Source organism: Kitasatospora sp. NPDC028961 (genome assembly GCF_055564815.1).
The window spans coordinates 45,750-64,527 of sequence record NZ_JBVHVO010000004.1; the positions used below are offsets into that span (position 1 = coordinate 45,750).

Consider the following 18,778-nt stretch of genomic DNA (forward strand, 5'->3'; position numbering starts at 1 on the left):
TCCGGCAGCAGCCGCTCCTCGCCCCCCAAACAAAAAACCCCCCCCTCCCCCCCCCCCCCCCTCCCCCCCCCCCCCACGGCGCCGTTCGTCAGGGGTTCAGCGTCCACTTCTGGTTGCCGGCCCCGGTGCAGGTCCAGAGCTGGGTCGCGGTGGCATCGGCCGGGTTGTTGCCGGCCACGTCCAGGCACTTGTTCGCCGGCACGTTGACCAGGTCGCGGGTGGCCGCGTTGTACGACCAGCGCTGGGCGCCGGTGCCGTTGCAGTCCCACAGCTGCACCTTGGTGCCGTCCGCGGTTCCCGCGGCATTGGCGTCCAGGCACTTGCCGAGCGCGCGCACCGTGCCGTCGGTGCCGACCGTCCAGCGCTGCGCGGCCGTCCCGTTGCAGGTGTAGAGCTGGACCTGGGTGCCGTTGGCGGTGCCCGCCGCGGCCACGTCCAGGCACTTGCCCGCCAGCCCGGTCAGGGTGCCGCCCGTGGGGGTGCCGCCGGAGGTGGTCACCCGCACGTAGTCCACGACCAGTTGCTGCGGGAAGGCGGTGCCGGCGTCCGGGTCACCGGGCCAGTAGCCGCCGACGGCGAGGTTGAGGATGAGGAAGAAGGGCTTGTTGAACGCCCAGCTCCGACCGCCGAGATCGGCCGGGGTGCGGCGCTGGTAGACCGTGCCGTCCACGGACCAGGAGATCGAGTCGGGCGCCCAGTCGACGGCGAAGGTGTGGAAGGCGTCCGCGAAGGCCTGGCCGCCCGGGAGGCTGTACCCGGCGCCGATGCCGCCGCTGCCCGAGTAGCCGGGGCCGTGGATGGTCCCGTGCACCGTGCCGGGCTCGAAGCCGACGTTCTCCATGACGTCGATCTCACCGCTGTTCGGCCAGCCGACCTGGCCGATGTCGTTGCCCAGCATCCAGAAGGCCGGCCACATGCCCTGGCCGCGCGGGACCTTCATCCGGGTCTCGACGTGCCCGTAGGCCTGGGCGAACCGGCCGGAGGTGTTCAGCCGGGCCGAGGTGTACTGACAGGTGCCGTACCAGCACTGGTAGTTGGCCGGGTTCTCGCGGCGCGCCGTGATCACCAGGTGGCCCTGGCCGTCCAGCGCGGCGTTCGCGTTCCCGGCCGTGTAGTACTGGCGCTCGTGGTTGTTGACGTTGTCGCCGGTCTCGGTCTGCCACCTGCCCGCGTCGACCGCCGACCCGGCGGGGCCGTCGAAGTTGTCCTCGAAGTTCACTGCTTGAACGGAGGTCGGGGCCGCCGTGGCCTGGGCCGGTCCCCAGGCGAAGGTCGCGACCATGGCCAGCAGCAGCCCGAACGTGGCTGCCAGGGACTGTCGGTGGATCGACGAGGGCATACGCAACCGCCTTGGTCTGGAGGGGTCGTGGGAGAGCCCGGCCGGGACCTTTCTTCACGAAGTGAACTCCCATGACGGAACGCTGTCAATCACTTGAACGAGAGCCCGCTCCCGCGACCCGGGCACGCCCGGCCGCCTCGCCATCCCTCCCTATATCTCACGTCGATTTGCCTATAGGTATTAGGCAGATGCATCATCGGTTCTGTCGAACGAGAGGACTGGACATGGGACGCGTAGGGCTGACCACCGAGCGCCTGACACGGGCGGGCGCCGAGCTGGCCGACGAGGTCGGCTTCGAGCAGGTGACCGTCTCGGCACTCGCCAGGCGGTTCGACGTCAAGGTCGCGAGCCTGTACTCGCACGTCAAGAGCTCCCAGGACCTCAAGACCAGGATCGCCCTGCTCGCCCTGGAGGAACTCGCCGACCGCGGCGCCGACGCGCTGGCCGGGCGGGCGGGCAAGGACGCCCTGACGGCGCTGGCCGACGTCTACCGCGACTACGCGCGCCAGCACCCCGGCCGCTACGCGGCGACCCGTCAGCCGCTCACCCCGGAGGCGGCGGCGGCCAGCGCCGGCGGCCGCCACGCGGAGATGACGCGGGCGATCCTGCGCGGGTACGACCTCACCGAACCGGACCAGACCCACGCCGTCCGCCTGCTGGGGAGCGTCTTCCACGGTTACGTCAGCCTGGAGCTGGCCGAGGCCTTCAGCCACAGCGCCCCCGACTCCCAGGAGTCCTGGACACGGATCCTGGACGCCCTCGACGCCCTGCTGCGCAACTGGCCCGCGCCCTGACCCCGGGCCCCCGCCCGCCACGGGCGGCGCCCGACCGGCCGACCGGCCCGCGTCCGGGCCGACGCCCCCGCACTTCCCGAAGCACAAGGTTGAAGCGATGAACACCACCCCGCACACCTGGATCACCACGCCCGTCACCGCGGAGCTGCTGCGCGGCGCCCTGGACCTGGAGCGGACCGAGCACGGTCTGCTCCCGCACCGGCTGCCCGCCTGGGTCCGCGCCCGCAACACCGACGGCCAGCTGGCCATGGCCGAGTCCCAACCCTCCGGCGTACGGCTGGCCTTCCGCACCCGGGCCACCGCGATCGAACTGGACACCCTGCCCACCAAGCGGGTCTACCCGGGCGCACCGCCCCGCCCGGACGGCGTGTACGACCTGCTCGTCGACGGCCGCCCGGCCGGGCAGTCCACCGTCCCCACCGGCAACACCCTGACCATCGACCTGGCCACCGGGTCCGCGCAGACCCGGCCCGGGCCGGTCGGCACCGCCCGGTTCCCCGCACTGCCCGAGGGCGTCAAGGACGTCGAGATCTGGCTGCCGCACAACGAGACCACCGAACTGGTGGCGCTGCGCACCGACGCCCCCGTCGAGCAGCACCCGACCGACCGGGGCCGCAAGGTCTAGCTGCACCACGGGAGTTCGATCAGCCAGGGGTCCGACACCGCGAGCCCCAGCACGACCTGGCCGGCGCTCGCCGCCGCGCTCGGCGGTGCGGAGCTGGTCAACCTGGGCCTGGGCGGCAGCGCCCTGCTCGACCCGTTCACCGCCCGGACCATGCGCGACACCCCCGCCGACCTGATCAGCGTCAAGATCGGCATCAATCTCGTCAACACCGACCTGATGCGGCTGCGCGCCTTCACCCCGGCCGTCCACGGCTTCCTCGACACCATCCGCGAGGGGCACCCGGACGCGCCGCTGCTGGTGGTCTCGTCCATCCTCTGCCCCATCCACGAGGACACCCCCGGCCCCAGCGCCCCGGACCTCACCGCCCTCGCCACCGGGCGGCTGCGGTTCCTGGCCACCGGCGACCCGGCGGAGCGGGCGGGCGGGAAGCTCACCATGCGCGTCATCCGGGAGGAGCTGGCCCGCATCGTCCGGCAGCGCTCCGCCCAGGACCCGAACCTGCACCACCTCGACGGCCGCGAGCTGTACGGCGAGGCGGACTTCGCCGAGCTGCCGCTGCCCGACGCGCTCCACCCGGACACCGCCGCGCACCGCCGCATCGGCGAGCGCTTCGCCGCCCTGGCCTTCGGCCCCGGCCGCCCGTTCGCGGCGCGGTAGCGGGGAGCGCGGGCAGCCGGTAGCGGTAGCGGGGAGCACGGGAGCCGACGCCGGCCGGGCGGTTTGCCGAACCGGCAACAGCCCTCGCCCGGAACCGACCGGGCGCACCATGATCGGCGGCGAGACAGCGTGCGCCGGAGCGCCACCCCGCGCCCGGCCGACCGAATCGTCAGGAGGACGCATGTCACCCCACCTCGCGGGCGCCACCCACCGGCTGGTCCCCACCCCCGGCGGCCGGATCCACCTGGTGGAACAGGGCAGCGGGCCGCTGGTCCTGCTCGTTCACGGGTTCCCGGAGTCCTGGTACTCCTGGCGCCGCCAGTTGCCCGCGCTGGCCGCGGCCGGGTACCGCGCGGTCGCCGTCGACGTCCGGGGGTACGGGCGCTCCGCCGCACCCGAGGACCCGGCCGCGTACCGGATGCTCGACCTCGTCGAGGACAACGTCGCGGTGGTGCACGCCCTGGGCGAGCGGTCCGCGGTGATCGTCGGGCACGACTGGGGGGCGACCATCGCCGCCGACTCCGCCCTGGTCAGGCCGGACGTCTTCCGTGCGGTGGGACTGCTGAGCGTCCCGTACCTGCCGCGCGGGGGGCCGCGCCCCAGCGAGGTCTTCGCGGGGATGGGCGGCGACGAGGAGTTCTACGTCGCCTACTTCCAGGAGCCGGGCCGCGCCGAGGCCGAGATCGAACCCGACGTGCGCGGCTGGCTCGCGGGCTTCTACGCGGCGCTGTCCGCCGACACGATGCCGGCCCCGGGCGCCCCCGATCCGCACTTCGTCGGCCCCGGCGGGACGCTGCGCGACCGGTTCCCCGCCGGCCGGCTGCCCGGCTGGCTCAGTGCGGAGGACCTCGACTTCTACGCCGGTGAGTTCGAGCGGACCGGCCTGCGCGGGGCGCTGGCCCGGTACCGCAGCATGGACCGGGACTGGGAGGACCTCGCCCGCTTCGACGGCGCCCCGATCACCCAGCCCTCGCTGTTCGCCGGCGGCGCCCTGGACGCCTCCACCACCTGGCTGGCCGAGGCGATCGCGGCCTACCCCGTCACGCTTCCCGGTCTGCTCTCCTGCCACGTCCTCGACGGCTGCGGGCACTGGATCCAGCAGGAACGACCGGACGAGGTCAACCGGCTCCTGACCGACTGGCTGGCCTCCCTGCCCGCCTGACCGGTCGGGCCGGCCCGACCGGCCCGCGGACCGAGGCCCGGGTGAACGGCTCCGCCGCCCGCCCCGCGAGGGACCGGGCGGCGCAGACGCCAGGTGGACCGGGCGGCGCCGGATCCGGCGCCGCCCGAGCGGTCGAGTGCTCAGCCACCGCTCTTGCGGCGGAAGTTGCGCTTGCCGCCGGCCGCGGCGTGGGCGCCGTGGATCTTCGAGTCGCCGTTCGGACCGCCGGACGCGGCGCCGCCCTTGGTACCGTGCTTGCGCTCCAGCGCGGCCAGGAACCGGGCCTTGACGTCGTCCTGCGTGGCGGGCGCCGCGGCGGCCTGGTCGGCCTCCGCGCCCGTGGCCTTCTCGGTGTTCTCGGCGTGGTCGGACGACGTTGATTCGCTGCTCATACGGGACCTCCTGGAAGGGTGCTGCCGGTTGACGGCTTCACGCACACGATGTCACGTTCGGCGGCCTCCCCCGAACCGGTGGCGGCGGACACCGCACGGGGTACCCGGCTGATCCGGTTCACCGGGCCGTCGGGGCCGCCCCCCGAACGGCGGCCGTCGCCGGATCCGGGGGCGGGCGGGCCTTCCCGCGACGTACCGGCCGTCATTGGTGGTCCCCCCAGTGGGCCAGGAGCTGCTCGGCGCTGTCGGGGGCGAAGGCGCCCTCGATGCCCTCCGCCGCGTCGGCGGCGGCCGCGGCGGAACGGGGCAGCAGGACGCGCTCGTACGCGGTGACGGCGCCGTCGACGGTCGGGTGGTCCAGGACGGCGCGGGCGAGGTCGGCGCCGTCCAGCATGGCGAGGTTGGCGCCCATGCCGGAGAAGGGGGACATCAGGTGGGCGGCATCGCCCAGCAGGGTGACGCCGGGGGTGTGCGGCCAGCTGTGCGGCACCGGCAGCGCGTACAGGGGCCGGTTGACGTAGCCGGTGTCGCCGTCGGTCACCAGGCCGAGCAGGTCACCGCTCCAGCCGTCGAACTCCCCGACCAGCGCGGCCCGGACGGCGGCGGTGTCGGTCAGGTCGAGGCCGGCCCGACGGTGCCAGGCCTCGTCGGTGCGCAGCCCGGCGTAGACCCGGATGTGGCCGCCGCTGTTGCGCTGGGCGATGATCCCCCGGTTGTCGTCGAGGGCCATCATGGTGCCGTCGCCGGTGAGGGCGGCGAGCCGGGGGTGGCGGGCGTCGGCGTCGTCCAGGCCGGTCTCGACGAAGGTGACGCCGGTGTAGCCGGGCCGGGCGGGCGACACGAGTGCGCGGACCGTGGACCACGCGCCGTCGGCCCCGACCAGGAGGTCCGTCTCGGCGATGGCGCCGTTGGCGAAGCGCAGCCGGTGGGTGCCGTCGCCGAGCGGTTCGGCGCTCTCCAGCCGGTGCCCCCACCGCACGGTGCCCGGTGCGAGGGAGTCGAGGAGCAGCTCGCGCAGTTGACCTCGGTCGATCTCGGGGTTGCCCTCCTCGTCGCCCTCCGGACCGAGGGCGTCGAAGAGGACGGCCCCGGCGCGGCCGACCACCCGCATCTGCCGGCCCTCGGGGCGGGCCAGTGCGAGGAAGGCGTCCAGCACTCCGGCCTCGGCCAGGGCGCGCCGGCCGGAGTCGGGGTGCATGTCGAGGCTGCCGCCCTGGTCACGGGCGGTGCGGGAGGAGTCCAGGTCGTAGACGGTGACGGGGACGCCGTGGCGCTGGAGGACGCGGGCGCAGATCAGACCGCCGGGACCGGCGCCGACGATCGCGATGCGGGGCGTGCTGGTGGACATGGGAGTGGCCTTCCTGCTGGGTGGCACGGTGCGGGGCGGTGGACCGGACGGTGCTCCCGACGGGCCTCGCGGTGGGCGGGCGGCCGGGAGGTGCGGCCGTGCCGGGGCCCCGGCTCACCGGCCGCTCCCTCACAAAAGCACACCGAGTACAAAAGTGCAACGACACAACTTTTTGTCTCGCACACCTTCCGGTACGATGCCGGTATGGATGCCACCGTCGGACGCCGCGAACGCAAGAAGGCCGCCACCCGCCAGGCCCTCGCGGACGCCGCCCTCCGCCTCTTCACCGAACACGGCTACGACCGGGTGACCGTCCGGGACGTCGCCGAGGCCGCGGACGTGTCGACGACGACGCTGCTGAAGCACTTCCCCAGCAAGGAGGCCCTGGTCTTCGACCAGGAGACCGACCGGGAGGCCGACCTGGTGGCGGCCGTGCGGGACCGGGCGCCGGACCGGTCCGTCCCCGCCGCGCTGCGCGCGTACGTCGAGGACGCCCAGCTGCGTGCCCCGGACGCCGACCCCCGGTTCCGCGCCTTCGCGGACCTCGTCCGCGACACCCCCGCGCTGAGCGAGTACGCCCGCCGGATGTGGACGCGCCACCAGGACGCCCTGGCCCGCGCCGTCGCCGACGCGACCGGCGCCGAGCCCGACGACCCGCGCTGCGCCGCGCTGGCCCGGTTCACCCTCGAAGCCTCGGCGCTCGCCCGCGACTCGGCGGACCCGGCGCGGGCCCTGGACGCCGCCTTCGACCTCCTCGAACACGGCTGGCAGGCCGGCTGACCGGTCCGTCGGGTCAGGCGTCCAGCGGCTGCCAGGCCGGACCGGGCCCGCCCTGCCGGACGTGGCCGAACACCACGTCGGCGAAGTGCACGCCGAAGCCGATCGTGCCGGGCTCCGCCAGCTCGGCGACCAGTCGGCGGCGGTGCTCGGCGGTCCGGGTCAGGTCGTGGTCGAAGCCCGAGGACCAGTCCGGGTGGTCGATCTGGATCGGCGAGTGCGCGGTGTCACCGAAGGCGATCAGCCGCCGGCCGCCCCCGGTGATGACGTACTCGGCGTGCCCGAGGGTGTGCCCGGGGAGGATCCGCACGCGGACGCCCGGGAAGACCTCCTGCCCGTCCGCGATCGTCCGGACGCGCGGGGCCAGGGACGCGACCTGCTCGTCCGCGAGGTCCCGCTGCTCCCACTCCGGCGCGGAGACCAGGTAGTCGGCGTGGGCGAACAGCGGCCGGTCCCCGCCGGGGGCGGGGAGGGCGGCCCAGCCGAGGTGGTCGGCATGGAGGTGGGTGAAGGCCACCGCCTCGATGTCCTCGGGGGCGCGGCCGAGCCGGGCCAGGCCGTCCGGGAGCGCGCCGCCGCGGATCGTGGCGAGGGGCCCGGCCGGCGCGGCGTGCGACCGGGGGCCGAAGCCCGCGTCGATCAGCAGCGCGCGGTCGCCGTGCTCCACCAGCAGGCTGCCGACGCTCCCGACCAGGTGGCCCCCGGCGTCCAGGTACTCCGGGTGCGCGGCCCACACCTCGCCGGTGCTGTCCGGGAGCACGTCCAGGGGGCGCAGCCGCACCTCACCGTCCGGCACGTACGACACCGTGGTGTCGCCCAGCCGTATCGAGCGGACCCCCGCCGGCCGGCGCAGTCGCTCGCCCTGATCCACCGTCATGTCGGCCATGGGTTCTCTCCCGTGTGTCGTCGTCAGTTCGGCGCCGGGTTCCGGCGCCGTCGACGCCACCATAAGCATCAAGTTCGAATCATTCAAGCTGCAATTATGTTGGCTTGACGAACTGCTAGAGTGGGCGCCATGACGACGTTCTCCGAGCCGCAGGCCATCGCCGTGCGACAGCTGTGCGGCCTGGTGAACGGGCTGAACCAGCGGATCGTCGAGCACGTGCGCGTGCGCGCGGCCACCCTCGGGCTCACCCCCTCCCAGGCGGCCGCGCTGCGGGAGATGAGCGGGCCGATGACCATGCGCGAGCTCGCCGAGCGCATGAGCTGCGAGCCCTCCAACACCACCTTCGTCGTCGACAAGCTGGAGAAGCAGCAGCTGATCGAGCGGCACCCGCACCCCACCGACCGCCGCGCCAAGCAGCTCGTGCTCACCGCCGAGGGCACCGCACTGCGCGAACGGCTCCTCGAACTCCTCACCGAGGGCTCGCCGTTGGGAAGCCTCACCGCACAGGAGAGGCAGCTGCTGCACGGCCTGCTGGAACGGGCCGTGGCCCCCGCGTAGGGCCGCGAGCGCGAGGAACCCGGACCGGCGGGCGATCAGCCGGTGACGGCGAACCGCTCCAGCAGGCCCTCCAGCGCGTGCTCGCCGAACATCTGCGCCAGGCTCGCGGCGGACTCGGCGGCCGAGGCCGCGCCGCGCGGGAACATCGGCTCCTCGTAGGCCCGCAGGGCGGCCTCGACGTCGCCCGGGTGGGCGGCGAGGGCCAGGCCGAGTTCGGCCCCGTCGAGCATCGCGAGATTGGCACCCTCCCCCGCGAACGGGGACATCAGGTGCGCGGCGTCGCCCAGCAGCGTCACACCGGGGGTCCGCTCCCAGCGGTGGCCGATCGGCAGGGCGTGGATGCGCCGCCCGACCAGCGCGCCGTCGGCCTCCCCCACCAGCGCCCGCAGGCTCTCGTGCCAGCCGTCGAAGTGGGCCAGGACGGCGTCCTTGGCGGCGGCGGTGTCAGCCAGGTCGATGCCGTCCAGCCACTCCTCGGCGACCTTGAGGGCGGTGTAGACGTGCAGACTGCCGTCGCCCTCCCGGTGGGCCAGGAAGCCCCTGCCCTCCCCGAGGGAGAAGAAGAAGCCCCCGCCGATCAGGGCCGCCGCGGCGGGGTGACGGGTGTCCGCCTCGTGCAGGTCGGCCTCGACGAAGGAGACGCCGGTGTAGGCCGGCGTCGCCGCGGAGAGCAGCGGGCGGATCCGGGACCAGGCGCCGTCCGCACCGACCAGCAGGTCGGTGGTGACGGCCGAACCGTCCTGGAAGCGCAGCTCGTGACGGCCGTCGCCGAGCGGGCGGGCGCCGGTCGCCTTCCGCCCCCAGTGGACGGTGCCGGGCGCGAGGGAGTCGAGCAGCAGGTCGCGCAGCCGGCCGCGGTCCACCTCGGGGCGGTCGCCACTGCCGTCGTCCTCCTCGGTGTGGCGGACGGCGCCGTCCGGGGCGACGATCCGCATGGCCTGGCCGCCCGGGTGGAGGAGACCGAGGAAGGGCTCGTACAGACCGGCCGCGCGGAGCGCACGTTGGCCCGTGTCGCCGTGGATGTCGAGCATGCCGCCCTGCGTGCGGGCCTCCCGGGAGGGCTCCAGGTCGAAGACGGTCGCGGCGATGCCGTGCACCTGGAGGACGCGGGCCAGGGTCAGACCGCCGAGGCCGGCGCCGACGATCGCGAGGGGGTGGTGGGTGGTGGTCATGGCGTGCTCCTCGGGCGGGTACGGGCGTGGGGTTGCGGGTGGGGCGGTCGGGCCGGCGGCTCGGGACGAGCGGGCGGCGCGCCCTCCCTTCCAACGTAACGAACATGTTCGTCAGGAACAAGGTCTTAACGAACATGTTCGTCCGGGTGCCAAAGTGTTCGTCGGGGGCGCCGAACTTGTTCGTCCCGAACGCGATCGTTAGGCTCGGCGGCGTGACGTCACGCTCCCCCGCCCCCCGGAGCCGCCGCGAGCGGCCCGCCAAGCCCGCGCTCACCTACGAGGGCATCGTCGACACGGCCGTCCGGATCATGCGGGCCGAAGGCCTTCCACGCGTCACCATGCGCCGGCTCGCCCAGGAGCTCGACACCGGCCCGGCGTCGCTGTACGTCTACCTGGCCAACACCGCCGAGCTGCACGCGGCGATCCTGGAGGAGCTGCTGGGCGCCGTCGACCTCGGGCCGCTGAGCGCGCCGGGCGACTGGCGCGAGCGACTCGCCGCCGTCCTCGGCTCGTACACGCACGTCCTGTTCCAGCACCCCAGCCTGGCGCACTCGGCCCTGCTGGCCCGCCCCTCGGGGTCGAACTACCTCGCGCTCGTCGAGGCCGTCCTCGCCCTGCTGCACGAAGGGGACGTCCCCGACGGCCAGGCCGCCTGGGGCGTCGACGTCCTGCTCCTGGCGGCCACCGCGATCGCCGCCGAGCAGGCCGGCCGCGACCAGGACGCCCGCGCCGAGGCGGAGCAGGACGCGCTGGCCGACGCGCTCCGGGCGACCAGCGCGGCCGACCACCCGCGCATCACCGCGCTCGGTACGGACCTCCTCTCCGGCACGCCCGAGCAGCGGCTGGCCTGGATCCTGCGCACCGTCATCAACGGCACCCTGGTCACGCCCCGGCCGCAGGCCTGATCCCCGGCCGGGCGGCGGCCACGGCCGAGGGCGTCGGTGGCCGCGCCGGTGCCTGCCCGGGGCGAGGCCGGCGCCGTCCGCCGTGCCCAGGGCTCAAGGGGGCTGACGGCGCGTCGGCGGCGGGAGGGCGGACCGGTCAGCGGCGGCCGACGTCGCGGGTGAGTTCCAGCCCCAGCACCCGGTCCAGGGCGGCGAAGGTCTCGAAGCGGGCCCCGTCCGCGAGCCCGGAGGCCGCCCCGACGCGGTGCAGCAGGGCGAGCACCGCAGGGGTGTCGAGGTCCCCGGTGAACGCGGCCGCGGCCTCCCGCCGGATCTCGTCCGGCACGGGCTTCGAGGGCCCCCAGGCCCAGTCGGCGACCTGTCGCCGCCAGTCCCGCAGCGTGCCCGCCGCCTCGGCCAGCTCACGCGGACCCGCCACGACCGGCTCGCCGTACGGGCGGGCGAGCAGGGCCAGCCGCAGCGCGGAGGCGTCGACGGCGCCGGAGCCGAGACCGGCCGCCAGCTCGCCGCCCCGGTCCGGCCCGGCGGGGCCGACCCCGAGCCAGACGCCCGCCGCGCCCGCCCGCTCGGCGTCCGCCGCCAGGACCTGGACGTCCGGCGGGCCGCCCAGCGGACCGTCCGGATCACCGGAGGCGACGACGGCGACCGGCGGGTGGACACCGAGAGCGGCGGCGGCACGCCCGAAGTCGGCGGCGGCGCCCTCCGCCACGGCGAGGACCCGCACCACCTGGAGGCCCTCGATCTCGGCGACCCTCTGCAGGACGTCACCGACCAGCGCGGCCCGCAGGTCCCCCGCCCCGATCCGGCCGCCGGCGCAGCCCAGCCGGACCCCGACCCGCAGCAGCATCCGCCGCCCGGGCGGGATCCCGGTGCTGCGCCCGGTACGGGCGTCGGCCACGCTCAGCGCGGGTTGCCGGGCGCCCGGCCCCTCCCGCGCGACCTCCTCCAGGCGCAGCGCCGGGCCGTCGCCGGCCCCCACCGCGCCGCTCACCGCGCCCGTAGGGATGCCCTGTTCGTCCACCACTCGGCCACACCTCCTCGGCGTGGCCATCCTCCTCCCCCGGCCCCGGCGCCGCCACCGGCCGTACCGGGCGCCGGCGGAGGACCCGCCCGGACGGTGTCAGCCCGCCACGGGCCGGGCCTGCGCGCCGAAGGCCCGCTCGGCGGCGGTCATCACCCAGTGCGGGAACTGCTCCAGCGGGATCGCCGGCGAGGCGGGGAATCCCGGGCGGATCGACGCCTCGGGGAAGAACGCGACCCGGCACCGCCGGCACAGCCACCCGGCCTGCCACACCCGGGCGTGCGGTTGCCGGTGCGCCGCCTCCTCGGGCGACCCGGAGCCGGGCCGGCGGCGGGAGCGCGCGACGAGCTCCACGATCGCGGCGGCCGCCAGCAGGACCAGCGGGAGGACGAACGGACCGGCCAGGTAGCCCGCCCGGTAGGCCGCGTCGTACCCGGAGAGGTCCTCCCGGTCGCGGACCAGCGAGAGGATCCCGACCACGGCGAAGATCGCCGCCAGGGCGGACAGCGCGATCGCGCCGCCGCTCAGCTCCCGGGCCGGCTTCGGCTCGGGCGGCGGGGCGAGCAGCGCGCGAACCGGCTCCTCGAGCGGCTCCGTGGTGTCCGCGAGGGCCCGCGACACCGGGACGGACCGGTCGGACGCCTCGCACTGCGGGCAGGTGGCACTCATCCGGCGGGTCACTCCTGAGGGGCTGTGGGGAATCGGTGAACGCGTAGTAGAGCACACGGGGCTGACCCTCCGTGCCACCGGGCCCGCGGCCACCGCCCGCCCGGTGCCCCGTCCGCTACGCGGTCCGGCCGAAGCAGCGCTCCAGCTCGTCCAGGTCGTAGAAGTAGCTGCCCTTCGAGACCGGCGCGCAGCCCGGCCGGAAGGCCGTCTGCTGCTCGTTGTAGAGCATCCGGACCAGGTAGTCGTCGCCCTTGCGGAAGAGGTCCCACTGGATGTTCGCGCCCATCGGGGCCACCGTCGCGCCGCGCCAGGCGTTGCTCGCGTAGGTGTACGGGGACGCCTCGGTGACCTGGGTCGTGCTGCCGGGCAGCCGCATCAGCGCGGCGAGCGGGATGATCTCCTCGGCGTGGGTGAAGCGCAGCTCGGCGGCCGGACCGCCGGTGCCCGCCCGGCGGTCCTCGGCCTTGCGGAACAGGTCGTCGAGGAGCACCCCGGCCATCTTGTAGGTGATGTCCTGACCGGCGAAGCCCGGGCCCTTGGTGTAGTACTCCTCGGCGTTGTCGAGGTAGCCGAACCAGGCGGCCTCCTCGGAGCCGATGTAGCGGCCCAGGTGCCAGTCGCCCTCGTCGGTGAGGTCGGCGGTGACGCTGTACAGGTTGAAGACGGCCTGGGCCGCGTCGACCTCGTTCCCGGCGAAGGGGTAGCCGCCGGCCGCGAGGCGGTCGACGAACGGCCCGGTGAAGATCCGCTCCAGCACCTTCCGGGCCGCCCGGTGGCTGCGCGGCTGGTCCCGGACCGCCGCGAGGGTGGCCGCCAGCCGCGGGTCCTTCTTGACGTAGTCGGTGTAGTCCTTGTTCACGGCGGACTTGTGGAAGTAGAGCAGGTCGGTGTCGGTCCGGGCCGGGTCGACGGCCTTCGCCAGCGCCGGCTCGCCCGCCAGCAGGCCCTTGGTGAACTCGGTGCCCGAGTCGACCGCCCGGGGCTGGCCGGAGCTGACCACGTCGATCCGGTCCGGGCCCGCCGGGTCGTCGGCCCCGGCGGCGATCCGCCGGAAGAGGCCGGGGAGCCGCTGCTCCATCCGCTCGGCCGTGTCCTGGAGCGCCCGCCGGCCCTGCCCGGTCAGCGCCCCGTAGCCCACCTTCGCGTTGGCGTCGAGCAGCGCCCGCACGTCCGGGCCGAAGCCCTTGCCCACCCGGGTCAGCGCCCCCTCGTCGGCGGCCTGCTGCCAGAGCTTCACCAGGAGGTCGCCGTCCTCGCTGTCGCTGAGCGCGCGGGCGCCGTGCCGGGAGACGGTCTGGGTGAGGACCGCCGTGTAGCCGGCCGGTGCCTGCTGCAGGCTCCGGACGCTCTGCAGCGGCCGGTAGGGCGCCTTGGTGGTGGCGCCGGCCGGCGTACCGAAGGCCGGGCCCGCCGCCGGGCCGCCGTGCGCCTGGGCGGGGACGGCCACGGCCAGGGACAGCAGCGCGGAAGCGGCCAGCGCCACGGTGGAGGTGAGGGTGCGTCGCATGGGGGGTCCAGGGGTCGCTCGGGAACGGGAGAGCCGGGCCGATCCCACGCGATCCGCGTGACCTCCGGGCGTCCCGCGCATGTCGGCCCGGTGCACAGGCGGGCAACTCACCCTCGCCGGCGGCGGCCGGACGGCGGGCCCCGCCGGGCCGCGCACCGCTTGCTGTGGCGGGTGCCGCGGGCGCGCGAGTACGGTTCACCACGTGCCCAGTTCTCCCGCAGGACGACACCCGAGCCGTCGGACGGCCGCGGCCGGGACCGGGTGAGCGGCGTGCTGCTGGCCGTCGACCCGACGAGCGGGGACTCCCTGCTCGCCGCCTTCGGCGCGCTGGCCGTGCTGGTGGTGGTGTTCGCCGAGTCGGGACTGCTGGTGGTGGGGTTCTTCCTCCCCGGTGACACCCTGCTGCTGCCCGCCGGGGTGCTCTGCGCCGCCGGCAGCCGCTCCGGGCCCCACCTGTCGCTCTGGCAGGTGATGCTCTGCGCCGCGGTGGGGGCGGTGGCCGGGGCCCAGGTGGGATTCCTGCTCGGGCGCCACGGCGGCCGGCCGGCGCTGGCCCGCAGCCGCAGCGGGCGGCTGAAGTCGGCGGCGGCCCGGGGGGAGGCGCTGCTGCGCCGCTACGGGTACCGGAAGGCGATCGTCCTGGGCCGCTTCGTGCCGCTGGTCCGGACGGTGCTCAGTCCGCTGGCGGGCATGCTGGACGTGCCCACCCGGACCTTCACCGTGTGGCAGATCGTCGGCGGTGTGCTCTGGTCGCAGAGCCTGGTGCTGCTGGGGTACTGGCTGGGCGCCGCCGTCCCCGGGATCGAGAGCTACCTGTGGCTGCTGGTGGGCGGCGTCGTGGTGCTCTCGCTGCTACCGCTGCTGCTGAACTCCCGCAAGGGGTCGGACCGGGGCTGACCGCCCGGCCGGCGGTCCGCCCGAACAGGCCGGACGGACCGGGACGGCTCAGGTGGAGCGGGTGCCGGCCTCGGCGGCCTGGGCGCAGTCGGGGTGGCCCCAGCCGTCCGGGTTCTTCGCGATCGGGTCGCCGACGGCGTACGGGCGGCCGCAGCGGCAGGAGCCGGGGAACTTGGCCTTGACCCGGCCCCCGGCGGACTTGGCGCCCGCCCGGCCGCCGGTCCGCTTGGCGGCCGGGGCCCCGGCCTGCCGAGGCCCGGCCGACGGTGCGGCGTCCGCGCGGGGGGCAGGCAGCGGCGCGTCGACGGAGGTGCCGCTCGCCGGCTGCTGGGCCACCGCCGCGTCGCTCGCCGCCCGGTCGGCGACGGCGTTCAGCGGATCGCCGTCGACCTGGTGCGCGGGGACGTAGACGAACTCGACGTCGCGCCCGGCCAGCAGCGCGTCGATCGCCACGATCAGGTCCTTGTTGGCGACCGGTGTCCCGGCGGCGGTCTTCCAGCCCTTCCGGCGCCAGCCGGGCAGCCACTGGGTGACCGCCTTCATCGCGTACTGGGAGTCCATCCGGACCTCCAGCGGCACTCCCGGCCGGACCGCGCCCAGCAGCTCCTTCAGCGCGGTCAGTTCGGCGACGTTGTTGGTCGCGCGGCCGAGCGGGCCGGCCTCCCAGCGCTGCGGCCGGCCGTCGGCGTCGGCGATGACCCAGGCCCAGGCGGCCGGACCGGGGTTGCCCTTCGAAGCGCCGTCACAAGCGCCGATGATGCGTTCTGCCATGCGGCGATCATGCCAGTGCACCGCGGGTCCGCGCACATGCCGGCCGCCCGGCACCCCGGGCGGCCCGGGCAGCGGACGAAACGACGGGCGGCCGGTGGGGCGGCCACCGACCGGGCCGCCCGTGGCTCAGGAGACGACGGTGCGGGCCTCCCGTCCACGCCGTTCCCGGGTTCCTGACAAGAGCGCCTCCGGGCGGGCGGGTCGGCACCTGGGCTTCCCTCGCCGAAGGGCCCCGGCAGACCGCGTGGCCGGCCCGGACCGCGAGGTGCGCGGTCGGCCGTTCCCCGCCCGGCGCGGGGCGATCGTGCCGGAGGCGGGCGGCTCGCCGCAGGGGCGCGGCGCGGTCCGGTGCACGGTTGACGAACGATCACGTGGGGTAGTGACCCGGTCACCATTCGCATCCCACCCAAGGGGCAGCAGCATGGCCGAGCAGGCCGACCTCATCTTCCACGGCGGCGACATCGTGACCGTCGCCGACGGGCCGGCGCCGGAGGCCGTCGCGGTCAAGGACGGGCTCATCGTCTTCGTCGGCGGCCTCGACGAAGCGGTCGACGGCTGGCGGGGGCCTCGGACGCGGCTGCGCGACCTCGCGGGACGGGCGCTGCTGCCGGGGTTCGTCGACGCGCACGGGCACCTCGGCGGAATCGGGCTGCAGGCGACCATCGCCGACCTGCTGGCCGCGCCCGACGGGGACGTCGCCGACCTCGCCGCGCTGAAGGAGAAGCTGCGGGCCTGGGCGGAGGGCCCGGTGGGCCGGGACTCCGACTGGATCGTCGGCTTCGGCTACGACGACGCGATGCTCGCCGAGGGCGTCCACCCGACCCGTGACGACCTCGACGAGGTCTCCACCAGCCGCCCGGTGCTGGCCATCCACCAGTCCTTCCACCTGGGCGCGGTGAACAGCCTGGGCCTGGAGCGGCTGGGGTACGGCGCCGCCACGCCGGACCCGGAGGGCGGGGTCATCCGCCGCCGGGAGCTCGCGGTGCCGCCCTCCTACGGCGAGCCCGACGGGGTGCTGGAGGAGAAGGCCTTCAATCCCGCCTCGGAGCTGGCGATGGCGGGCCTGCCCGAGGCCGCGCTGCTGGCCCTGTTCATCGAGGGCGCGGAGTCGGCGGCGCGGTTCGGCTTCACCACCGTGCAGGAGGGCGGTACCAGCCCGGCCAACCTCAAGGCGCTGCGGGACACCGCCGCCGCCGTGCCGTTCAAGATCGACGTGGTCGCCTACGTCAAGGCCGACCTGCTCGCCGACGCCCCGGAGGACGACCCGGTCGGCGCGAGCCGGGAGTACGTCGACGGGGTGCGCGCGGCCGGTGTGAAGCTGGTCCTGGACGGCTCGCCGCAGGGCCGCACCGCCTGGCTCACCGAGCCGTACCTGACCCCGCCGGCCGGACTGCCCGACGACTACCGCGGCTACCCCGCGATCGAGGACGACAGCACCGTCCTGAAGCAGGTCGGCACCGCCTACGCCCGGGGCTGGCAGGTGCTCGCCCACGTCAACGGGGACGCCGCGATCGACCAGTTCCTCAGGGCGGTCGAGGGCGCCACCGAGCTGACCGGCCCCGCCGACCGGCGGACGGTGGCGATCCACGCGCAGACCGCCCGCCGGGACCAGGTCCGGGAGTTCGCCCGGCTGGGCGTCATCCCGTCCTTCTTCTCCATGCACACCTACTACTGGGGCGACTGGTACCGGCGCACCGTCCTCGGGGAGGAGCGGGCCGCGACCATCTCGCCGGCCCGCTGGGCGCTGGACGAGGGCCTCGCCTACACCTCGCACCACGACGCCCCGGTGGCGCTGCCCAACTCGATCGCCATCCTGTCCAGCCAGGTGACCCGGCGCAGCCGGACCGAGGGCGTGGTGGTCGGCCCCGAGCAGTGCGTCGACGCCCTGGACGCCGTGCGCGCGATCACCGTCAACGCGGCCCGCCAGTACTTCGAGGAGGACCGCAAGGGCACCATCGAGGTCGGCAAGCTCGCGGACCTGGTGATCCTCAGCGCCAGCCCGCTGGCCGTCGACCCCGAGGAGATCAAGGACATCACCGTCGTCGAGACCATCAAGGCCGGCCGCACCGTCCACCCCGCGCCCGCCGGGGCGCTCCGCGCCACCGCCCTTCCCGACACGCCCCGGGCGCCCGAGTGGGGGTGCAGCTGCTGACGGGCCGACACCTCACCGGGCGTGCCCGCGGACCGGCCGAGGTTCGGGCCGGGGTGCGGGCCGGGGTGCGGGCCGGTCGGGCCCGGCCTCGGCCTGCCCCAGGTGACCGTTCAGCCGGTTCAGCATGTCGAACAGCCGGAGCCGCTCCTCGCCGGACAGCGGGGCGAGGACTTCGTCGTCGGCGGCGGCCAGGTCCGAGTTGATCCCGGCCGCCGCCGAGCGGCCCGGCGCGGTGAGGTCGACGTGCACCCGCCGGCGGTCGGCCGAGGAGCGGGTGCACGTGACGTACCCGGCGCCGACCAGGTCGTCGACCACCTTGATCACGTCGCTGGAGCCGATCTCCAGCCGGGCGGCCAGCTCGCCCTTGGAGTGACTGCCGTCCTCCTCCAGTGCGCAGAGCACCATCACGTGCCAGAGCCGGAGCCCGCGGCGCTCCGCCTGGATCGCGAGGCGTCGGCGGGCGGCCTGGCCGGTGCGGGACATGAGGAAGCTGCTCAGCGTCAGCAGCCCTGGTGCGGAGGGATTCATCCGGTCAGCCAATCTTCACCGGGACACGGGCCCGGGCGGGAGCCGTTGCACATGCGGGGCGGAGCCGTCGCCGGCCGGGTGGTCGGCGACGGCCGGCGGGGCGTGGAACCCGCCGCCGGGGAGCAGCCGATCGGCGTGCGCGCGTCCGCACGGGGGGCGCGGGACGGGCCTCGGCCACCCCGGCCGGCCCGTGACCCGGGATCGATCGACATAAGGTTAGCCTCGCCTAACTTATGAAGTCACGTCAAGGATCCCTCAGCGACCGGGGGAGCGTCGGGGGAATCCGGGACAGCGGGCCCGGTGGGGGCGTCAGGGCCGGACACCAGCCCGTCAGCCGGCAGCGGGGATTCCTTGATCGCGGCGCCGAGAACGCCACGCCGCTGGCCCGGCCGCCTCCCGCACGATGTCGCCGACGACCTTCGCGCCGAGGAGGCGGTTCAACCGCTCGCCGACGCGGCCTCACCCACTGCCAACGCCGCGAGCGAAGCAATTCCCGCCCCCACGGCCTGAACTGATGCCCCATCACCCGAGCGGTGGCCGGAGGTGCCCATCCAGGCCGGCGAGCCGCGCACCACGACCTGTGCAGGCCGCGCCCGGCGAGGCACCCCGAGCCGCACC

The 18,778-nt window shown here is 75.1% G+C and carries 17 protein-coding genes and 1 pseudogene; 8 read left to right on the plus strand and 10 right to left on the minus strand.

Annotated features, from left to right (window positions below; genetic code table 11):
• Positions 1-88: 88 nt before the first annotated feature.
• Entirely contained in the window at positions 89-1,282 is a 1,194-nt protein-coding gene (locus ACZ4UX_RS10610) for a ricin-type beta-trefoil lectin domain protein (RefSeq protein WP_329492385.1), read from the minus strand.
• A 281-nt stretch (positions 1,283-1,563) separates the two neighbouring features.
• Here ACZ4UX_RS10610 and ACZ4UX_RS10615 point away from each other — a divergent pair, with 281 nt between their 5' ends.
• The 3 genes and pseudogenes from ACZ4UX_RS10615 (at position 1,564) to ACZ4UX_RS10625 (ending at position 4,577) form a co-directional block, all read left to right on the plus strand.
• Positions 1,564-2,133, plus strand: coding sequence for a TetR/AcrR family transcriptional regulator (locus ACZ4UX_RS10615; protein ID WP_329491546.1), 570 nt, complete (start codon positions 1,564-1,566; stop codon positions 2,131-2,133).
• Positions 2,134-2,230: 97 nt separating this feature from the next.
• A pseudogene (locus tag ACZ4UX_RS10620) lies at positions 2,231-3,415 on the plus strand (GDSL-type esterase/lipase family protein).
• A gap of 181 nt (positions 3,416-3,596) precedes the next feature.
• A complete protein-coding gene (locus ACZ4UX_RS10625) occupies positions 3,597-4,577 on the plus strand; it encodes an alpha/beta fold hydrolase (RefSeq protein ID WP_465706340.1) in 981 nt (326 codons plus the stop codon).
• Positions 4,578-4,717: 140 nt separating this feature from the next.
• Here the strand turns inward: ACZ4UX_RS10625 and ACZ4UX_RS10630 are convergent, their stop codons facing one another.
• Positions 4,718-4,969, minus strand: coding sequence for a DUF5302 domain-containing protein (locus ACZ4UX_RS10630; protein WP_359810302.1), 252 nt, complete (start codon positions 4,967-4,969; stop codon positions 4,718-4,720).
• 202 nt (positions 4,970-5,171) lie between these two features.
• Positions 5,172-6,317 (minus strand): FAD-dependent oxidoreductase, encoded by a 1,146-nt coding sequence (locus ACZ4UX_RS10635; RefSeq protein WP_465706341.1) that lies wholly within the window; start codon positions 6,315-6,317, stop codon positions 5,172-5,174.
• A gap of 204 nt (positions 6,318-6,521) precedes the next feature.
• Between ACZ4UX_RS10635 and ACZ4UX_RS10640 the strand changes: the two genes are divergently transcribed.
• Positions 6,522-7,097 (plus strand): TetR/AcrR family transcriptional regulator, encoded by a 576-nt coding sequence (locus ACZ4UX_RS10640; RefSeq protein ID WP_465706342.1) that lies wholly within the window; start codon positions 6,522-6,524, stop codon positions 7,095-7,097.
• 13 nt (positions 7,098-7,110) lie between these two features.
• On the opposite strand, the gene ACZ4UX_RS10645 is transcribed toward ACZ4UX_RS10640, so the two are convergent.
• Complete coding sequence (locus tag ACZ4UX_RS10645; RefSeq protein ID WP_465706343.1) at positions 7,111-7,980, minus strand: MBL fold metallo-hydrolase; 870 nt, start codon at positions 7,978-7,980, stop codon at positions 7,111-7,113.
• Between the two features lie 129 nt (positions 7,981-8,109).
• On the opposite strand from ACZ4UX_RS10645, the gene ACZ4UX_RS10650 reads away from it, so the two are divergent.
• On the plus strand, positions 8,110-8,538 hold the full coding sequence (locus ACZ4UX_RS10650; protein ID WP_329491540.1) for a MarR family winged helix-turn-helix transcriptional regulator: 429 nt from the start codon (positions 8,110-8,112) through the stop codon (positions 8,536-8,538).
• A gap of 35 nt (positions 8,539-8,573) precedes the next feature.
• Here the strand turns inward: ACZ4UX_RS10650 and ACZ4UX_RS10655 are convergent, their stop codons facing one another.
• Positions 8,574-9,710 carry an FAD-dependent oxidoreductase gene (locus ACZ4UX_RS10655; protein WP_465706344.1) on the minus strand — a complete coding sequence of 379 codons (1,137 nt, stop codon included), beginning with the start codon at positions 9,708-9,710 and terminating at the stop codon, positions 8,574-8,576.
• A 212-nt stretch (positions 9,711-9,922) separates the two neighbouring features.
• On the opposite strand from ACZ4UX_RS10655, the gene ACZ4UX_RS10660 reads away from it, so the two are divergent.
• Complete coding sequence (locus ACZ4UX_RS10660; RefSeq protein WP_465706345.1) at positions 9,923-10,615, plus strand: TetR/AcrR family transcriptional regulator; 693 nt, start codon at positions 9,923-9,925, stop codon at positions 10,613-10,615.
• Between the two features lie 136 nt (positions 10,616-10,751).
• Here the strand turns inward: ACZ4UX_RS10660 and ACZ4UX_RS10665 are convergent, their stop codons facing one another.
• The 3 genes from ACZ4UX_RS10665 to ACZ4UX_RS10675 all read right to left on the minus strand — a co-directional run bounded on the left by ACZ4UX_RS10665 (position 10,752) and on the right by ACZ4UX_RS10675 (position 13,812).
• Complete coding sequence (locus ACZ4UX_RS10665; protein WP_465706346.1) at positions 10,752-11,639, minus strand: hypothetical protein; 888 nt, start codon at positions 11,637-11,639, stop codon at positions 10,752-10,754.
• 96 nt (positions 11,640-11,735) lie between these two features.
• Positions 11,736-12,305 (minus strand): hypothetical protein, encoded by a 570-nt coding sequence (locus ACZ4UX_RS10670; protein ID WP_465706347.1) that lies wholly within the window; start codon positions 12,303-12,305, stop codon positions 11,736-11,738.
• Between the two features lie 115 nt (positions 12,306-12,420).
• Complete coding sequence (locus ACZ4UX_RS10675) at positions 12,421-13,812, minus strand: histidine-type phosphatase (protein WP_465706348.1); 1,392 nt, start codon at positions 13,810-13,812, stop codon at positions 12,421-12,423.
• Between the two features lie 273 nt (positions 13,813-14,085).
• On the opposite strand from ACZ4UX_RS10675, the gene ACZ4UX_RS10680 reads away from it, so the two are divergent.
• Entirely contained in the window at positions 14,086-14,709 is a 624-nt protein-coding gene (locus tag ACZ4UX_RS10680; RefSeq protein WP_465706594.1) for a DedA family protein, read from the plus strand.
• A 48-nt stretch (positions 14,710-14,757) separates the two neighbouring features.
• Here the strand turns inward: ACZ4UX_RS10680 and ACZ4UX_RS10685 are convergent, their stop codons facing one another.
• Positions 14,758-15,480, minus strand: a complete 723-nt coding sequence (locus ACZ4UX_RS10685; protein WP_465706349.1) for a ribonuclease H family protein — start codon at positions 15,478-15,480, stop codon at positions 14,758-14,760.
• 421 nt (positions 15,481-15,901) lie between these two features.
• Here ACZ4UX_RS10685 and ACZ4UX_RS10690 point away from each other — a divergent pair, with 421 nt between their 5' ends.
• A complete protein-coding gene (locus ACZ4UX_RS10690) occupies positions 15,902-17,632 on the plus strand; it encodes an amidohydrolase (RefSeq protein WP_465706350.1) in 1,731 nt (576 codons plus the stop codon).
• A 12-nt stretch (positions 17,633-17,644) separates the two neighbouring features.
• Here the strand turns inward: ACZ4UX_RS10690 and ACZ4UX_RS10695 are convergent, their stop codons facing one another.
• On the minus strand, positions 17,645-18,160 hold the full coding sequence (locus tag ACZ4UX_RS10695) for a MarR family winged helix-turn-helix transcriptional regulator (RefSeq protein ID WP_465706351.1): 516 nt from the start codon (positions 18,158-18,160) through the stop codon (positions 17,645-17,647).
• Positions 18,161-18,778: the final 618 nt, after the last annotated feature.

What these genes read in the sequence shown, in the direction of transcription:
- ACZ4UX_RS10610 (WP_329492385.1), bottom strand. Translation starts at nt 1,282, where the DNA reads ATGGTCGCGACCTTCGCCTGGGGACCGGCCCAGGCCACGGCGGCCCCG.
- ACZ4UX_RS10615 (WP_329491546.1), top strand. Translation starts at nt 1,564, where the DNA reads ATGGGACGCGTAGGGCTGACCACCGAGCGCCTGACACGGGCGGGCGCC.
- ACZ4UX_RS10625 (WP_465706340.1), top strand. Translation starts at nt 3,597, where the DNA reads ATGTCACCCCACCTCGCGGGCGCCACCCACCGGCTGGTCCCCACCCCC.
- ACZ4UX_RS10630 (WP_359810302.1), bottom strand. Translation starts at nt 4,969, where the DNA reads ATGAGCAGCGAATCAACGTCGTCCGACCACGCCGAGAACACCGAGAAG.
- ACZ4UX_RS10635 (WP_465706341.1), bottom strand. Translation starts at nt 6,317, where the DNA reads ATGTCCACCAGCACGCCCCGCATCGCGATCGTCGGCGCCGGTCCCGGC.
- ACZ4UX_RS10640 (WP_465706342.1), top strand. Translation starts at nt 6,522, where the DNA reads ATGGATGCCACCGTCGGACGCCGCGAACGCAAGAAGGCCGCCACCCGC.
- ACZ4UX_RS10645 (WP_465706343.1), bottom strand. Translation starts at nt 7,980, where the DNA reads ATGGCCGACATGACGGTGGATCAGGGCGAGCGACTGCGCCGGCCGGCG.
- ACZ4UX_RS10650 (WP_329491540.1), top strand. Translation starts at nt 8,110, where the DNA reads ATGACGACGTTCTCCGAGCCGCAGGCCATCGCCGTGCGACAGCTGTGC.
- ACZ4UX_RS10655 (WP_465706344.1), bottom strand. Translation starts at nt 9,710, where the DNA reads ATGACCACCACCCACCACCCCCTCGCGATCGTCGGCGCCGGCCTCGGC.
- ACZ4UX_RS10670 (WP_465706347.1), bottom strand. Translation starts at nt 12,305, where the DNA reads ATGAGTGCCACCTGCCCGCAGTGCGAGGCGTCCGACCGGTCCGTCCCG.
- ACZ4UX_RS10675 (WP_465706348.1), bottom strand. Translation starts at nt 13,812, where the DNA reads ATGCGACGCACCCTCACCTCCACCGTGGCGCTGGCCGCTTCCGCGCTG.
- ACZ4UX_RS10685 (WP_465706349.1), bottom strand. Translation starts at nt 15,480, where the DNA reads ATGGCAGAACGCATCATCGGCGCTTGTGACGGCGCTTCGAAGGGCAAC.
- ACZ4UX_RS10690 (WP_465706350.1), top strand. Translation starts at nt 15,902, where the DNA reads ATGGCCGAGCAGGCCGACCTCATCTTCCACGGCGGCGACATCGTGACC.
- ACZ4UX_RS10695 (WP_465706351.1), bottom strand. Translation starts at nt 18,160, where the DNA reads ATGAATCCCTCCGCACCAGGGCTGCTGACGCTGAGCAGCTTCCTCATG.